This is a genomic window from Pectobacterium sp. HCp5_1 (assembly GCF_032905925.1).
GTDB classification, from domain to species: Bacteria; Pseudomonadota; Gammaproteobacteria; order Enterobacterales; family Enterobacteriaceae; genus Pectobacterium; species Pectobacterium brasiliense_A.
On sequence record NZ_JAUMIO010000001.1, the window covers coordinates 69859 to 86755 of the forward strand.

At 52.1% G+C, this 16897-nt stretch carries 14 protein-coding genes; 10 read left to right on the plus strand and 4 right to left on the minus strand.

Annotated features, from left to right (window positions below; all coding sequences use genetic code 11):
- Window positions 1-294 precede the first annotated feature (294 nt).
- The 6 genes from potA to Q3A88_RS00420 all read left to right on the plus strand — a co-directional run bounded on the left by potA (window position 295) and on the right by Q3A88_RS00420 (window position 6032).
- Complete coding sequence (gene potA, locus Q3A88_RS00395) at window positions 295-1410, plus strand: spermidine/putrescine ABC transporter ATP-binding protein PotA (protein ID WP_233991070.1); 1116 nt, start codon at window positions 295-297, stop codon at window positions 1408-1410.
- Window positions 1394-2254, plus strand: coding sequence for a spermidine/putrescine ABC transporter permease PotB (gene potB / locus Q3A88_RS00400; protein WP_317177207.1), 861 nt, complete (start codon window positions 1394-1396; stop codon window positions 2252-2254). Before potA ends, potB begins: the two co-directional genes overlap by 17 nt.
- Window positions 2251-3027: a spermidine/putrescine ABC transporter permease PotC gene (gene potC / locus Q3A88_RS00405; RefSeq protein WP_039277487.1), complete on the plus strand. Its 777-nt coding sequence runs from the start codon at window positions 2251-2253 to the stop codon at window positions 3025-3027. Before potB ends, potC begins: the two co-directional genes overlap by 4 nt.
- Window positions 3028-3115: 88 nt before the next feature.
- Window positions 3116-4159 carry a spermidine/putrescine ABC transporter substrate-binding protein PotD gene (gene potD / locus Q3A88_RS00410; RefSeq protein WP_110162980.1) on the plus strand — a complete coding sequence of 348 codons (1044 nt, stop codon included), beginning with the start codon at window positions 3116-3118 and terminating at the stop codon, window positions 4157-4159.
- A 313-nt stretch (window positions 4160-4472) separates the two neighbouring features.
- A complete protein-coding gene (locus Q3A88_RS00415) occupies window positions 4473-5105 on the plus strand; it encodes a YbhB/YbcL family Raf kinase inhibitor-like protein (RefSeq protein ID WP_080752694.1) in 633 nt (210 codons plus the stop codon).
- 60 nt (window positions 5106-5165) lie between these two features.
- Window positions 5166-6032 (plus strand): helix-turn-helix transcriptional regulator, encoded by an 867-nt coding sequence (locus tag Q3A88_RS00420; protein ID WP_040031986.1) that lies wholly within the window; start codon window positions 5166-5168, stop codon window positions 6030-6032.
- Window positions 6033-6157: 125 nt separating this feature from the next.
- Here Q3A88_RS00420 and prc read toward each other — a convergent pair whose 3' ends face one another.
- From prc to Q3A88_RS00435, 3 genes are all read right to left on the minus strand, one after another.
- Window positions 6158-8173, minus strand: coding sequence for a carboxy terminal-processing peptidase (gene prc, locus Q3A88_RS00425; RefSeq protein ID WP_010275794.1), 2016 nt, complete (start codon window positions 8171-8173; stop codon window positions 6158-6160).
- 19 nt (window positions 8174-8192) lie between these two features.
- Window positions 8193-8951, minus strand: coding sequence for an RNA chaperone ProQ (proQ, locus tag Q3A88_RS00430; RefSeq protein WP_039554916.1), 759 nt, complete (start codon window positions 8949-8951; stop codon window positions 8193-8195).
- Window positions 8952-9035: 84 nt separating this feature from the next.
- Entirely contained in the window at window positions 9036-9542 is a 507-nt protein-coding gene (locus Q3A88_RS00435; protein WP_010275800.1) for a GAF domain-containing protein, read from the minus strand.
- A gap of 307 nt (window positions 9543-9849) precedes the next feature.
- On the opposite strand from Q3A88_RS00435, the gene yebS reads away from it, so the two are divergent.
- The 4 genes from yebS (at window position 9850) to Q3A88_RS00455 (ending at window position 15692) form a co-directional block, all read left to right on the plus strand.
- Window positions 9850-11130 (plus strand): membrane integrity lipid transport subunit YebS, encoded by a 1281-nt coding sequence (yebS, locus tag Q3A88_RS00440; protein ID WP_317177208.1) that lies wholly within the window; start codon window positions 9850-9852, stop codon window positions 11128-11130.
- A 2-nt stretch (window positions 11131-11132) separates the two neighbouring features.
- The gene (locus tag Q3A88_RS00445; RefSeq protein WP_317177209.1) at window positions 11133-13772 is read left to right on the plus strand and encodes a PqiB family protein; all 2640 of its coding nucleotides are present in this window, start codon (window positions 11133-11135) and stop codon (window positions 13770-13772) included.
- A 146-nt stretch (window positions 13773-13918) separates the two neighbouring features.
- The gene (gene rsmF / locus Q3A88_RS00450) at window positions 13919-15373 is read left to right on the plus strand and encodes a 16S rRNA (cytosine(1407)-C(5))-methyltransferase RsmF (RefSeq protein WP_317177210.1); all 1455 of its coding nucleotides are present in this window, start codon (window positions 13919-13921) and stop codon (window positions 15371-15373) included.
- A gap of 127 nt (window positions 15374-15500) precedes the next feature.
- The gene (locus Q3A88_RS00455) at window positions 15501-15692 is read left to right on the plus strand and encodes a YebW family protein (protein ID WP_014915228.1); all 192 of its coding nucleotides are present in this window, start codon (window positions 15501-15503) and stop codon (window positions 15690-15692) included.
- A 255-nt stretch (window positions 15693-15947) separates the two neighbouring features.
- On the opposite strand, the gene Q3A88_RS00460 is transcribed toward Q3A88_RS00455, so the two are convergent.
- Window positions 15948-16826, minus strand: a complete 879-nt coding sequence (locus Q3A88_RS00460; protein ID WP_110162984.1) for a cell envelope biogenesis protein OmpA — start codon at window positions 16824-16826, stop codon at window positions 15948-15950.
- Between the last annotated feature and the right edge of the window lie 71 nt (window positions 16827-16897).

Here is a 16897-nt window from a genome sequence, read left to right on the forward strand (position 1 = left end):
AGGTCAGTTTTTTTCCGATTTAACAAACCAGCAGACCAGAATTCAGGCCAAAAAGCGGCGACCACGTCACGAAGAATGCCCAAATCAGGTAACAATCAGGAAACAAACTCCCTCATTCATTAGCTTAATCGCCATCAATCCGCAGTAAGTGGGTCACACAAGTTGGCGTCAGGCAGCGTTTCCCGTAAAATGCCGCCCTTAACTGCGCACGCTGGCTGAAAGGTGATAACCCTTGGTACGATCGCAACGGACATACCGTTAATCGGCCAAATCAGGACATAGAGCTAGACCTTAATGAAAGAAAACTCCCTGACTGTGCCGGTCGTTGAATTGCTCAACGTCCATAAAGGCTTTGATGGCAAAGACATCATTTCACATTTTAATCTCACCATTAATAACGGTGAGTTTCTGACGATCCTCGGGCCATCCGGCTGCGGCAAAACCACCGTACTACGTCTGATTGCCGGTCTGGAAACGGTCGATAGCGGCAACGTCATGCTGGAAAAGCAAGACATCACCCACCAGCCCGCCGAGCAACGACACGTTAATACCGTATTTCAAAGTTACGCCCTGTTTCCTCATCTCAGCGTGTTTGAAAACGTGGCATTCGGCCTGCGCATGCAGAAAACGCCTGCCGCGGAGATTGCGCCACGCGTGATTGACGCGCTAAAAATGGTGCAGTTAGAGGAGCTGGCACAGCGTCGCCCACACCAGCTGTCCGGCGGCCAGCAGCAGCGCGTTGCCATCGCCCGCGCCGTCGTCAATCAGCCGAAAGTTCTGTTGCTGGATGAATCCCTGTCCGCGCTCGATTATAAGCTGCGTAAGCAGATGCAGAATGAACTGAAGGCACTGCAACGTAAGTTGGGTATCACCTTTATTTTCGTCACGCACGATCAGGAAGAAGCACTGACCATGTCTGACCGCATCGTCGTGATGCGCGATGGACGCATCGAGCAAGATGGCACGCCGCGTGAAATCTACGAAGAGCCGAAAAATCTGTTCGTCGCCAGCTTTATCGGTGAAATCAATATCTTTGATGCCGTAGTGCTGGAGCAGTTGGACGAACAGCGGGTACGCGCTCAGGTTGAAGGCCATGAATGCGTTATCACCGTCAGCTTTCCGGTCACCGTCGGCCAACATCTTAACGTACTGCTGCGGCCGGAAGATTTACGCGTCGAAGAGCTGGGCGACGGCATGCAGGCGGAAGGCATGGTGGGCTATGTGCGCGAGCGCAACTATAAAGGCATGACGCTGGAATCCAACATTGAGCTGGAAAACGGCAAGATGGTCATGGTCAGCGAGTTCTTTAACGAAGACGATCCCGACTTCGACCATTCACTCAACCAGAAAGTAGACGTCACCTGGGTGGAAAGTTGGGAGGTAGTCCTGCACGATGAAGACGTCGCGTAAACGCTTTCAAAATATCATTATCACACTCATCGTTGCCTGGCTGGTGCTGTTTGTTTTCCTGCCCAACCTGATGATTATCGGAACCAGTTTTCTGACGCGCGATGACACCCATTTCGTCAGCCTGGTCTTTACGCTGGAAAACTATACGCGACTGGCCGATCCGCTTTATGCCTCTGTGCTGCTGCATTCGCTGAACATGGCGGTTATCGCCACGCTTTGCTGTCTGCTGCTGGGCTATCCGTTTGCTTTTATTCTGGCGCGCTTACCGAAAAAAATTCAGCCACTGATGCTGTTTCTGCTGATTGTGCCGTTTTGGACCAACTCGCTGATCCGCATTTACGGGCTGAAAATCTTTCTGAGTACACGCGGTCATCTGAATGAATTTCTGCTCTGGACGGGTCTTATCGATACGCCGCTGCGGATTATGTACACCTCCGAAGCAGTGATTCTCGGCCTGATTTATATCCTGCTGCCGTTCATGGTGCTACCGCTCTACTCCAGCATTGAGAAGCTCGATAAATCCTACCTTGAGGCCGCCCGCGATCTGGGGGCCAATAAATGGCAAACCTTCATTCGCGTGGTGATCCCGCTGACCATGCCGGGGATTATTGCCGGCTGCCTGCTGGTGCTGCTGCCAGCCATGGGATTGTTCTTCGTTGCCGATCTGATGGGCGGCGCCAAGAATTTGCTGATCGGTAACGTCATTAAAAGCCAGTTCCTTAATATCCGCGACTGGCCGTTTGGTGCGGCCACCAGCATCTGCCTGACACTGGTCATGGGCGTGCTGCTGTTTATTTACTACCGCACGGCCCGCCTGCTGAATAAAAAGGGAGAGCTGGAATGACCGGACGCTTAATCCGCGGTGGATTTATGTCCATCATTTACGCTTACCTGTACATCCCGATCATCATTCTGATCGTGAATTCGTTTAATCAGGCGCGTTTCGGCATCAACTGGCAGGGATTTACGCTGGACTGGTATCGGCTGCTGATCAACAACGACAGCCTGCTCCAGGCCGCGCAGCACTCACTGACGATGGCCGTTTTCTCGGCGACGTTCGCCACGTTGATTGGCTCCCTGACGGCGGTGGCACTGTATCGCTACCGCTTTCGCGGTAAACCTTTTGTCGGCGGCATGCTGTTCGTGGTGATGATGTCGCCGGATATCGTGATGGCGATTTCGCTGCTGGTGCTCTTTATGCTGCTGGGCATCTCGCTCGGGTTCTGGTCACTGCTGTTTTCCCATATCACGTTCTGCCTGCCGTTTGTGGTAGTGACAGTCTATTCGCGCCTGAAAGGCTTTGACGTGCGAATGTTGGAAGCCGCACGCGATTTAGGTGCCAGCGAAGTGATTATTCTACGCAAAATCATTCTGCCGCTGGCCATGCCGGCAGTAGCCGCCAGTTGGCTGCTCAGCTTTACGCTGTCGATGGATGACGTGGTGGTGTCCTCGTTTGTCACCGGGCCTGCGTATGAGATTCTGCCGTTGAAGATTTACTCGATGGTGAAGGTCGGCGTTTCCCCGGAAGTCAACGCGCTGGCAACGATTTTGCTCATTCTGTCGCTGGTGCTGGTGCTCAGTAGCCAGCTGATTTTACGCGACCGCACCGGAAAGTAAGGTAGCAGCAAGCACGATAAATATCGTTTTTTCATATCTGCTGATATCAGCAGATATTTCCTTTGGGACCTGTAAGGAGGTAAACATAATGAAAAAGTGGCCACACCTACTGGCAGCCTGCGCGATGGCGTTCGGCATTAGCACCGCCAATGCCAGCGACAGCAAAACACTCTATTTCTATAACTGGACCGAATACGTGCCGCCGGGACTGTTGGAACAATTCACGAAAGAAACGGGCATCAAGGTGATTTACTCCACCTATGAATCCAATGAGAGTATGTATGCCAAGCTGAAGACCTATAAGGATGGCGCTTACGATTTGGTCGTGCCTTCAACGTATTTCATCTCTAAGATGAGCAAAGAAGGTATGCTGCAAAAGATTGATACCAGCAAGCTCAGCAACTTCCATAATCTCGATCCGAATCTGCTGCACAAATCTTTCGATCCAAACAACGATTACTCCATTCCTTATATCTGGGGTGCCACGGCGATTGGTATTAATCATGAAATGATTGACCCTGCCAGCGTCACCAGTTGGGCTGACCTGTGGGATACAAAGTACAAAAACAGCCTGCTGCTGACCGATGACGCACGTGAGGTGTTCCAAATCGCCTTGCGTAAACTGGGTTATTCCGCAAATACCACCGATCCCAAAGAGATTGAAGCGGCCTATAAAGAACTGCAAGCTCTGATGCCGAACGTGCTGACGTTCAACTCAGACAACCCCGGCAACCCGTTCATCGAAGGTGAAGTCAATCTGGGTATGGTGTGGAATGGTTCTGCCTACGTGGCGCGTCAGGCAGGAACTCCGCTGGATGTCATCTGGCCCAAAGAAGGCGGCATCTTCTGGATGGACAGTCTGGCGATTCCGGCTAATGCCAAAAACGTTGACGGTGCGATGAAGCTGATCGACTTCCTGCTACGCCCGGAAGTCGCGGCACAGGTTGCGGAAACGATCGGTTATCCAACGCCGAACCTGGCGGCGAAAAAGTTACTGCCGCCGGAAGTGTCAGGGGACAAAACGCTGTACCCGGATGATGAAACCATCGCGAAAGGCGAATGGCAGAACGACGTTGGCAGCGCCAGCACGCTGTATGAAACCTACTTCCAGCAGCTAAAAGCGGGTCGTTAATCGCGATTAATCACAACAGCGTCCATTATCACCTGTCGAGCGGTGGTAATGGATAGATCGTAAAGACGCTGTGAATACCTCCCTGTACGCTCGGATTGCGCCATCCATGGCGCAAACGCTTTACTCTTCTATTCCATTACCACCGTTTCAATTTCACAGATAAATTTATCGGCAGCGCTGGCTGCCTTACTGCCTCTCAAGCCCTCAAATTGACAGCCAAAAGCATTATCCTGACGGTATTAGGAAAATAATTACGCTCCGCTTCTTCTATAATGATTCCACACCCACTGGAATCACGATAAGGAGCACCACCATGCTGCAACTCTCCAGCCACAGTTTTCAGGACGGCGACACTATCCCAGGCGAATTTGCGTTTGCCGTACCCGATGCAACTAGCCACATTGCGCTATCTTCTAACCACAACCCCCACCTTGCCTGGCACGGCGCGCCCGAAGGAACACAGTCTTTCGTATTGATCTGCCACGACCCAGATGTACCCAGCCGCGGTGACGATGTGAATCAGGAAGGCCGCGAGGTTAGCGCTTCTCTGCCGCGTGTCGATTTCTACCATTGGCTATTGCTGGACATTCCAGCCAGCATCAATGAAATTCCTGCCGCCTCGCATTCCACTGGCATCACACCGCGTGGGAAAGCAGGCCCGAATGCACCGACCGGACTCCGACACGGCATCAATGATTACACGGGCTGGTTCGCCACGGACGAACAGATGAAAGGCACCTACTATGGTTATGATGGTCCTTGCCCACCGTGGAACGATGCGATCGTCCATCATTACATCTTCACACTTTACGCTCTCGCGACGCCGACTTTAACGATAGAAGGTGAACTTAACGGAGCGAATGTCCGCGCTGCGCTAGCTAACGCGCCAGTACTGGCTGAAGCGACACTCACTGGGCTGTATACGCTGAATCCCGCATTGTTGTGATAATAAATTATTGTGATAGTAATACGTTATGATCATGCCTCGTTATAAGAATGGCCAGCCATGAGCGTAACCGCTTTACGCCCCGCGGCCCCGCCTCTTAGTGCAGAGGCGGACTGGCGATTGCCATCAGGCCAGCCGCTACAGCGGTATGGCCTGTGTGCGCTAGCTCAGCCTCACTTACGCACACCACAGCAGACAACGCGTTTTCATTTTTATGAGGCCACGCTTCTGCTGGTTCTCTCTGGCCGGTTAACCCTTCTTGAACAGAACGAAACGACGGTTGTCGACACGCCATCTCAGCTTTGTCTGATTACGCCTGACGCAAGCGCCGATCTGGCGAAAACGCCCGGCGGTCATGACTCCGCTTTCCGGTCGATCTTTCTGACGTTTTCATCCACGCTTCTGGCGCGGTTTTATCAACGCTACCCCGAAATATTAGCCCCTGCGCATCATCCGCGTCCCTTCACTACCCTCACGCTGGATGACGATCTCACCCACACATTGCAGTATCTGGTTGAGGGGATTACGGGCAACGCACTGAATGAATCGCGTCTCGAACTGCGGCTAATGGATATGCTGCTGGCGCTGTCGGAACGGGGATATCGTTTTGGCGCACCGCCACAGCCCGGCGTTACGGCACAGTTGCGTGCGCTTATCAGTGAAGAGCCAGAACGACACTGGACCGCACAGTTTGCGGGTCGCCTGCTGGCGATGAGTGAGGCTACGCTGCGTCGAAGGCTATCCGCCGAGCAGACACGCTTTGAAGTGCTGTTGCTGGAGACGCGAATGCAACACGCGATGATGCTGGTACAGACGACATCATGGAGTATGCAGCGTCTGGCCGAAGCCTGCGGGTATAAATCCTCGGCGCGTTTTTCCGAACGGTTTAAAACCCGTTTTGGCTGCTCGCCAACCAAGATTCGTTAATCGTCATCTACAGCTCCGCGCTTTCATTCCAAAGCGCTCAACGTAAGTTAAAAAAACGCCCTGTTGGATAAACCAGACAGGGCATTTAATTATCGGCACGATTTTAGCGACTTACTATTTGTTCTTTACTCTTTCTGTTCCTGTGCCAAATCGTTAGCAATTTTCACCGTTTCATCCAGATAAGGATCGGGTGCCTGATAGTCCTTCGGCAGATCTTCCAGCGACTTGAGCGGTTTTTTACCTTCTCTCGCCAGTCGATCGTTAATCCGCTTCAGACGCATCGCTTCATCATCGTCATTCTCTTTCTCGCGCTGGGCAAGATTGAGCGACACGATGTTGCGCTTATCCTTCAGCGCGTTGTAGCGAGCAATATCTTGCGCGACATACTGGAACTCAGGATCTTTGGCGATACGCTCCTGATGATGTTCATTCAGTTTGCTGATTAGTGCCTTCAGATCGCCGCTCTTCGTGTAGTTAGCCGCTTTGATGCTGTCCCACGGTAGCGCGTTATCTTCAAACTTCTCACCGGTATCTACCGTTTCCGTGCCGGTTGGCATCATCACGTCAGGCGTCACGCCTTTCATCTGAGTACTGCCACCGTCAATACGATAGAACTTCTGAATCGTATATTGCACAGAACCCAGCGCTGGCCAGTCAGGACGCAGCATCTGATCGTAAATCCGATTCAGAGAGCGATACTGCTGTACGGTGCCTTTACCAAACGTCGGTTCACCGACGATCAAGGCACGACCATAATCCTGCATTGCCGCTGCGAAGATCTCGGAAGCGGAAGCACTGAAGCGGTCTACCAGCACCACCAGCGGGCCTTTGTAATACACAATGCCGTCGGTGTCGCTGTCTTCACGCACTTTGCCGTTATTATCGCGCACCTGAACCACAGGGCCGCCTGGGATAAACAGACCGGAAAGCCCTACCGCTTCCGTCAGCGCACCGCCGCCGTTAGTACGTAAGTCAATCACAATGCTGCTGACGTTCTGTTTTTCCAGCTTCTGGAGCTGAACTTTCACGTCATCCGTCAGGCCGACATAGAAACCGGGGATGTCCAGCACGCCGACTTTATCCTTGCCGACCGTCTTGACGGACATTTTAACCGCGCGGTCTTCAAGGCGAATACGTTCACGCGTCAGCGTGACAATGCGAGTTTTCGTCCCCTTGCCAGCAGGCAGAATCTCCAGACGCACCTTACTGCCTTTCGGCCCTTTAATCAGCGCAACGACATCATCCAGACGCCAGCCGATAACATCGACCATTGGCTTACCGCTTTGGCCTACGCCAACCACGCGGTCACCGACGGTAATGTTTTTGCTTTTCGCTGCCGGACCACCGGGCACCATAGAATTAATCATGGTGTAGTCGTCATCCATCTGTAACACCGCACCAATCCCTTCGAGCGACAGGCTCATTTCGGTATTGAATTGTTCGGTGTTACGCGGTGACAGGTAGCTGGTATGCGGGTCAATTTCACGCGCAAAGGCGTTCATGACGAGTTGGAAAACATCTTCGCTGTTGCTTTGCGCCAGACGGCGAATCGCAAACTGGTAACGCTTGGTCAGCGTCTCTTTGATGTCTTTATCATCTTTACCGGTCAGCTTCAGGCTGAGCCAGTCATATTTTACCTTGGCATCCCACAGGCGGTTAAGTTCACCCACGTTCTGCGGCCAAGGGGCTTTGCTGCGATCGAGTTCAAACGTCTCATTGCCCGTCAGATCGACTGGTTTATCCAGCAGCGACAGTGCATATTGAAAACGCTCAAACCGACGCTTCTGCGCCAAATTGTACAACGCGTACGGAACATCCAGTTGACCGGATTTCAGCGCGTCGCCCAACTGGGCTTTTTGCCCGGAAAATTGTGCCACATCAGAGGCCAACAGCACGTTGTGGCTGTAGTCCAGCATATTGAGGTAGCGGTTAAAAATTTTCTCAGAGAACTGCGCATCCAGCATAAACTGGCGATAGTGCGAACGCAGGAAACGTGAGGCCACCCTGTCGCTAACGGTAGCGTGCTGAGGCTCCTGATGTAGCTGAGGAATCTGTTCAACACGCGTAATGTTTTCATTTGCAAAACTAGAGCCCGCCAGCAGTAAACCTGCGATGGCGGTTATTTTGACTAAGTTGTTCATGCCCAGGTTGGCCTCCGTATCAGAACTGCAAGTGTTCTGCGCGTACAATCATTGCCAGTCCAGAAGCCAATTGTACTCTGACTTCGCCTTTGGCAATTTCAAGCACGGTGGCATCCATGGCGTCTTTGCCGGCTCTGACTTTGATTTCCTGACCGATTTGCAGTTTGGAAACATCCGTAACCGCGACCCGTTGACGCTCATTGCTGGCAGGTTTTGCCTGACGAGATTGAGCATTCGCGGATTGCTGAGAAGAGGGCTGCGATTGGCCGGAAGAAGGCTGACGTGGATTACGCGGTGCACGGTTTTGAGATGCACGGTTCTGAGATGCATTGTTTGAAGCATCACGGCGCGGCGCACGTTTCTGAGCAGGACGAGGAGTACGCGCTGCTTCTGCCGATTCTCCGGCTGCTTCACGTTTTTTCGCCTGTTGCTCAGCACGCTGAGCCTGAACTCGCGCTTTCGCTTCTTCCAATTGCTTACGAGCATGATCGACATGCTGCTGTTCCAACTCACCGCATGGGTTACCATCCAGATCCACACGTTGGGCACCCAATTTTACACCGTACAGATACCGCCAGCTTGAGGTGTAAAGACGCAGCGCAGAGCGTAATTGCGTCTTACTGACGTTATCGGACTCCGGAACACGCTCAACAAGATCCTGAAAAATCCCGATCTTTAACGGACGAGTTTCACCTTCAGTGGTGAAACAAAGCGGGAACCGCTCTGCCAAAAAGGCAATGACTTCTTTACTACTGTTCAACTTAGGTTGATTTTCCATGAAATTTCCTGATTACAACGGGTTTGCCAACCGGCGCAGGCATGAACAGGCGTCATTATAATGACGCCATCGGCAATTGCCACGTTAACCTTGTCTCAACGTGAGAGAATTGATGAATGTCATCACATCACTCGCTTCCAGTTGAGCACAAAGTACGCTCACCACGGCCTTCAGCCCTTCTTCATCATCTGCGTCAAAACGCTGATAAAGGGTGCTGTCAATATCCAGAACGCCAATCGGTTGCCCGTTAACGACAAGCGGTAGCACAATTTCAGCATTACTCGCGGCATCACAGGCGATATGACCAGGGAACGCATGGACATCATCCACGCGCTGAATGCGATTTTCAGCTATCGCCGCACCGCATACACCTTTGCCAACCGGAATACGCACACAAGCAACCTTGCCCTGAAACGGTCCCAGGAAAAGCGTGTCGTTATCCAACAGGTAAAACCCTGCCCAGTTAACACCATCCAAACGCTCAAACAGCAGCGCACTACTGTTTGATAAAATCGTAATAAAACGGTTTTCATCCGCGATAAGCGATGACATGTCGCGAATGAGATCCTGATAAAATTCTTGTTTGTTCATACTGGCTTATTCATAAAGTATATCGTTGTCTTTTCAAAACAGTGCGAACCGTTTCCACACAGACTGCATTAGCATCGGTTACAGAATGCCATAAGATTAGCGCCTTCGCGCGAAGAATCATCCACTTTACTGTACCGCTGTCGTGCATATCATGCTATTTCCACCTGTAAAATAATATCGGGCAGAGATCAGAGCCTTATTATGAATTTATCATTCAGTGAGCCTTCAGTTACACTAAATAGCTGTGAATACGTTATCTATCGTGAATATAACGGGACTTAACACCTTCTATCGGATCGCAGGAAAGATGAAAATACAGAGTATAACCAGCCCTGCGCCGTTTCCATCTCCCCGGCCGCCGTTAACCGAGGGGGCGAAAAGTGCCGTACCTGCGATCGATCGCTATCACCGCTGCCCTGAATGCGATGCCTTTTTTGCGCTGCCGCAATTGAAACGAACTCAGACGGCGAATTGTCCACGCTGCGATGCCCAAGTCAGCTCAGGCCGGGATTGGAATATTTCTCGTCTTGCTGCGATGGCCGTCGCCATGCTGGTACTGATGCCGTTCGCCTTCACTGAGCCGTTGATCAGTATTCGGCTGCTGGGCGTCACCATCAATGCCAGCCTGTTTGAAGGCATTTGGCAAATCACCCGTCAAGGGCACCCGCTCACGGCAAGTATGGTCGCCTTCTGTACCGTTGGTGCCCCGCTCACGCTGGTTTTTTCTCTGTTATATCTGTTCTTTGCTCCCCGGATCGGGATGAATCTGCGGCCCATCCTCCTCATGTTGCAACGGCTAAAAGAATGGATGATGCTGGATATCTATCTGGTCGGCATGGCCGTTGCCGCAATCAAAGTCCGTGAATTTGCGGATGTTCAGGCGGGAATCGGACTGGTCGCCTTTCTGGCACTGATGACCTTAAGCCTGTTGACGCTGATTCACTTAAATACCGACCAGCTTTGGCAGCGGTTTTATCCGCGCATGAGGCCGTTGATTGCGCCCGATCGCTATCGAATCTGTCTTTCCTGCCACTTCACCAGTTCGCCCGACAATCGGGGTCGTTGCCCCCGGTGCCATATTCCGCTTCGCTTGCGCCAGCGGCAAAGCCTGCAAAAATCCTGGGCTGCGCTCATTGCTTCTATAATTTTACTGCTCCCCGCTAACCTGTTGCCCATATCAATTATTTATGTGAACGGTGCGCGTACGGAGGACACGATTTTTTCCGGTATTCTTTCGCTTGCGTCAGGCAATGTTCCGATCGCGCTGGTGGTCTTTATCGCCAGTATTCTGGTGCCGTTTACTAAGGTTATTGTGCTGTTCGGGCTGCTGGTGAGTATCCATCTTCGCTCAGAAGGCAACATAATGATGCGCATGAAGATGCTGCGCGTTATCCGCTGGATCGGTCGCTGGTCCATGCTCGATTTATTTGTGATTGCACTGACGATGTCGCTCGTCAACCGCGATCAATTACTCGCTTTCACCATGGGGCCTGCTGCTTTTTACTTTGGCGCAGCGGTGATTCTCACTATCCTTGCCGTTGAATGGCTGGATAGCCGACTGATGTGGGATAACACTGATGTGGAATAACAATGCAAGATAATACGCCTGGGACACCAACTGAAGCTACCGTGAAGAACAAGCGTCGCCTGTCGCCGTTTTGGCTGCTGCCGCTGATTGCGTTAATGATTGCCGGCTGGCTGATTTACACCAATCAGCAGGAGCGCGGCGCAACGGTAACCATCGATTTTGTCTCTGCTGACGGTATTGTCGCTGGGCGTACCCCCGTGCGCTATCAGGGGGTCGAAGTCGGCACCGTGCAAAATATCAAGCTGAGTGAAGACCTGCGTACTATTCAGGTCGAAGCCAGTATCAAAAGCGATATGAAGGAAGCGTTGCGCAGCGGCACGCAGTTCTGGCTGGTTACCCCGAAAGCGTCTCTCGCTGGGGTGTCAGGGCTGGATGCGCTGGTGGGCGGTAACTACATCGGCATGATGCCCGGCTCCGGCGATCCGCAAGAGCACTTTTCCGCGCTGGATACGCAGCCCAAGTACCGCGTGAATACCGGGGAACTGCTGATTCATCTCCATGCCGACGATCTCGGCTCACTGAATACCGGTTCGCTGGTTTACTACCGTAAAATCCCGGTGGGGAAAGTCTACGATTACACCGTTTCCCAGGATAGCCACGGTGTGATGATTGACGTGCTGGTCGAACGTCGCTTTACCCATCTGGTGAAGAAAAATAGCCGCTTCTGGAATGTGTCTGGCTTTAATGCGGACATTAGCGTCAGCGGTGCAAAAATTGAGATGGAGAATCTGGCGGCGCTGGTTAATGGCGCAATCGCGTTCGATTCGCCGGAAGAGAGCGAGAATGCGGGTGCCGAACAATCCTATCGCCTCTATCCCGATCTGGCACAAAGCCAGCGCGGTGTGAAAATCACGCTGGATTTGCCTTCCGGCGACAGCCTATCCGAAGGGCGCACCCCGCTGATGTATCAGGGATTGGAAGTCGGCACGCTCAATAAAATCACGTTGAACCCAGACAACGGCAAGGTCAGCGGAGAGCTCATCATCGATCCTTCCGTCGTTTCTCTGATGCGGGAAGGCACGCGTATCGAACTCAGCAAGCCCCAGCTTTCACTCAGTGACCTGAATGTTTCACGTCTGCTGAGCGGACCAACGCTGACGCTCATCCCCGGTGAAGGCGAACCGCGCCAGCATTTTGAGGTACTGGATAGCGGACAGCAGCAGCTCACCCAGCCCGGCGCGCTTTCTATTCAGCTCACGGCAGCACAAAGCTATGGCATTGATAGCGGCCAACCCGTGCTGCTGCACGGCGTGCAGGTTGGTCAGGTCGTCAAGCGTACGCTGGACGAACAAGGTGTCAGCTTTCTTTTGGTGATCGAGCCACGATATCGCCAGCTATTGCACCGCGACAGCAAATTCATCGTAAACAGCCGCGTGAATGTGAAGATGGGGCTGGATGGGATTCAGGTGCTGGGTGCCAGCGTGCAAGAGTGGGTCAGCGGTGGTATTCAGGTTTTACCGGGCAGCAAAGGCGATGTTCAGACGCGTTACCCGCTGTTCAGCGATCTCGAAAAAGCCGAAGAAGGCATTCGCGGTGCCACGCCGTCCCCGACTCTCACCTTAGTGACCGACAGCCTGCCGGATATTCAGGACGGCTCCATCGTGCTGTACCGTAAATTTCAGGTAGGCGAAATCATGCGGGTGCGACCGAAAGCGGATACCTTTGAGGTTGACGTTTATATTCGTCCCGAACACCGCAAGCTACTGACGGAAAACAGCGTGTTCTGGGCAGAAGGCGGTGCCCGTGTGCAGTTGAATACGTCAGGCCTGACCGTGCAGGCTTCTCCGCTGAACCGGGCGCTTAAAGGGGCGATCAGTTTTGATAATCTGGAGGGCGCACCGGAAATTAAAGGTGGCAAACGCGTCCTGTATAACAACGAAACGTCGGCACGCGCCGTGGGGAGCCGCATCATTCTGCGCACCTACGATGCCAGCAAACTCGCACCGGGCATGCCGATCCGCTATCTGGGAATCGATATCGGTCAGTTGGATTCACTGAAGCTGTCCGAGCAGCGTAATGAAGTGCTGGTGCAGGCTGTCCTCTATCCTGAATACGTGCGTAATTTCGCCCGTTCCGGGACGCGTTTTTCCGTCGTCACGCCAGAAATTTCCGCCGCCGGTGTAAATCATCTGGAGACGCTATTCCAGCCTTATATTAACGTCGAACCGGGTAACGGCAGCGTAACGCGAAATTTTGAACTGCAACAGGCCACAATCTCTGATTCTCGCTATCAGGACGGCTTGAATATCAGCGTTGATGCACCGGAAGCTGGCGCGTTGCAGGTTGGTACGCCGGTGCTGTTCCGCGGCATTGAAGTCGGTACGGTAACGGGGCTGTCGCTGGGTACGCTTTCCGACCGTATCGCCGTGTCGTTACGCATCAGCAAACGCTATCAGCATCTGGTGCGCGACAATTCCGTCTTCTGGCTGGCTTCGGGTTACAACCTGGAATTCGGCCTGACGGGCGGCGTCATCAAGAGTGGAACCTTCCAGCAGTTCATTCGCGGCGGTATCGCGTTTGCCACGCCACCCAGTACGCCACTCGCCCCCAAAGCACAGGAAGGAAAGCATTTCCTGCTGAGGAACGAAGAGCCCAAAGAGTGGCGGCAATGGGGCACAGCGATTCCAACGCCCAATAATTAAACTCACCACCAGACAGGGCGACCCTATCGTCGCCCTGTCGTTTTCACGCGCCGTCTCGTCGTTTTCACATGATGTATGAAGGATCCGTGCTACACTTCGCCGCTTCTTCCCCTCGTTTTACTGAATAACCTGTACGGAACCACGCCGTGGCAAAATTTACTCCAGCCAGCCTGCCTGCTGAATTTCTCGACACTATGCGGGACATCATGCCTTCATCCCTTTCGATGGAGGATTTTATTGCCGCCTGCCAGCGTCCGCTGCGTCGGAGCATCCGCGTGAATACGTTAAAAATCAGCGTCGATGCCTTTCTTGAGCTTGTACAGCCTTATGGCTGGCAGCTTGAGCCGATTCCCTGGTGTCAGGAGGGTTTCTGGCTGCTGAATGCGGAAGAAGAGAACACGCGGCTAGGCAATACGCTGGAGCACCTGAGCGGGCTGTTTTATATTCAGGAAGCCAGTTCGATGCTGCCCGTCAGCGCCCTGTTCCATCGCAACGATGCGCTGGAAACGGTTTTGGACGTCGCGGCCGCTCCGGGTTCTAAAACAACGCAGATCGCGGCCAGATTGAATAATGAAGGGGCTATCATCGCCAATGAGTATTCAGCCAGCCGGGTAAAAGTGTTGCATGCCAACATCAGCCGCTGCGGCGTAAGCAATACCGCGATGACACACTTCGACGGGCGGGTTTTCGGCGCGGCGCTGCCGGAGTATTTTGATGCAATTCTGCTGGATGCCCCGTGCTCAGGTGAAGGCGTGGTGCGTAAGGATCCCGCGGCGATGAGCCACTGGTCGCAGGAGAGCATTACCGATATTGCGGCCACACAGCGTGACCTGATTCTGAGCGCGTTCCATGCACTGAAACCTGGCGGCGTGATGATTTACTCCACCTGTACGCTAAATAAGCAGGAAAATCAGCAGGTTTGCCATTGGTTACAGGCACAGTTTCCTGATGCGTGCGAATTTGAATCGTTACACGATCTCTTCACCGACGCCGAACGCGCGACAACCGAAGAAGGCTTCCTGCACGTCTTCCCACAAATTTATGACAGCGAAGGCTTCTTTGTTGCCCGTTTGCGAAAAACCGCCAGTGTGCCACCACTGCCACGACCTGGCTATAAAGTGGGTAAATTCCCGTTCTCTCCGATGCCGCCCAAAGATTCTGCATTACTCAAACAGGCAGCAGGCAAACAAGGTCTTCACTGGGATGAGACGTTACTTCAGTTGTGGCAGCGTGATAGCGAGATCTGGCTCTTCCCTGCGGCGCTGACGTCTGCTTTTGGCAATATCAAATTCTCACGAATTGGCATTAAACTCGCTGAACGCTTCCCTAAAGGTTTCCGTTGGCAACATGAAGCCATTGTTGCGCTGGCCGATCCGAACGCGAAGAATGCCTACGCGCTTACCGATCGCATCGCATGTGAGTGGTTTCAGGGGAAAGACAGCTATCCAGAACCGATTCCTGCTGCGGATGAGCTCATTTTAACCTACCAGAACACGCCTGTCGGCCTGGCCAAACGTATCAGCAGTCGGATAAAAAACAATCTGCCGCGCGATCTGGTGCGGGATGGCGCGACCTCCGCTCAGCCTCTTTCTAAAGAATAAATGCGGTTTCTGCATCAGGTGGCGATAAAACCACCTGATGAACCGCCCGTTCTGCCTTTCCTCACTGATTTTCATCTACAATTATCCTGACAGATAGAGAAAATCGCGGTAATGTCTGGAGAACGGCATGTTTGCATTAGTGATATTTGTTTGTTATCTCGGGCATGGCTGTGACGATTTGGTCGTCGGTGCCTACAACACCGAAGCGCAGTGTCTGCAAGCGATGGACGAACAGCGCCTGCGCCGCGCGGGCTGCTTCCCCATCGAAGACTATATTGACGGCTTCTGGATCCCCGCTCAGGAATACGCTGATTTCTAGTTTTCTCACCTGAGTATTTTCATCGACACACGCCAAAACCGCGCATGCCAAAGTGAAAATGATTAGCGTGTGCGGCGTTATATTGATACACATGCAGTCACGCTAGGTGATTCAGAACCTTGATGTGGTACCATCTAGCATCTTAGTTCTCTTTTTCTAAGCAATTCCCGTAGATGGCGGAAAAATGGCAATGAGGGTGGTTGAATATTTTTTAAGCATTATCACAGGCACTCAGTGAATGCCTGTTGTAATGTCTTACTTGATAACTGAGTTATCGATAACCTTAATGGCTGTGCCATTTTGCTGTTTGATGATGTTTACCTGAGTGCTGTCAGCTTTACGTTCTGCTAAGACATTAATGTCTTTTTCATCATCACAATTAAAATCCCCCTGTAACGATAAAGCTATGGCCTTCAGAGAATCATCGGTTGAGAAAGAGACATACGAAACAGAGTTATCTTTGTTGATGATCTTGACGCCTACTGCACCAGTAGCGTCGTTCTGATACAGGTTGTAGACCGTTCCATTACGAGAATCCGTATCAACAAACACTTCACTTCCTAGCGCCTTAGCACTCGTTACAACGACTGCATCAATATCAGCACCTGGCGAGTTTGTATATGTTGACAGGCTGGTGTCTACAATTTTTAGATATGAATATGAATCAAACGTGGAATCAATAACGTCAACGTCATACCCAACTACTGAGCCTCTATTGGTCGTCACATTTCCGGGAGCGGGATTGATATCCTGAAATACAGGCGTTGCTTTTATCCATTCACTACCATCATTGGATACATATGCATCCCACGATTCATATGTTCCTACTTCATAAACATAAAAATCAGCATCAGCGGTACCGCTTTTTTTAATAGCATATGGACTAAAACGCAAAACAACACTACCTTCAGCACCAAGAGAGAACGTCGCTTCTCCCGAACTGTACCGATTAGGAGCACCAAGGGCGCGCTTAGGCTCTTTAAAACTCGATGACACCTTCGGCCCTGGGGTATAACTGACGACCTCCGTGGCAAAACCAACTGCGGTACCCAGAATATCAGGATAGCCTTTATAAGTTTCTGCAAATGCTGAAACTGAAAACAGGCATATTAACGCAATAACATATTTTTTCATTTTACTTCCTTTTAATATATAGCTCCTCACTATCGCGAGGAATAAATAGATTCCGCTCTACGGATGCCAAA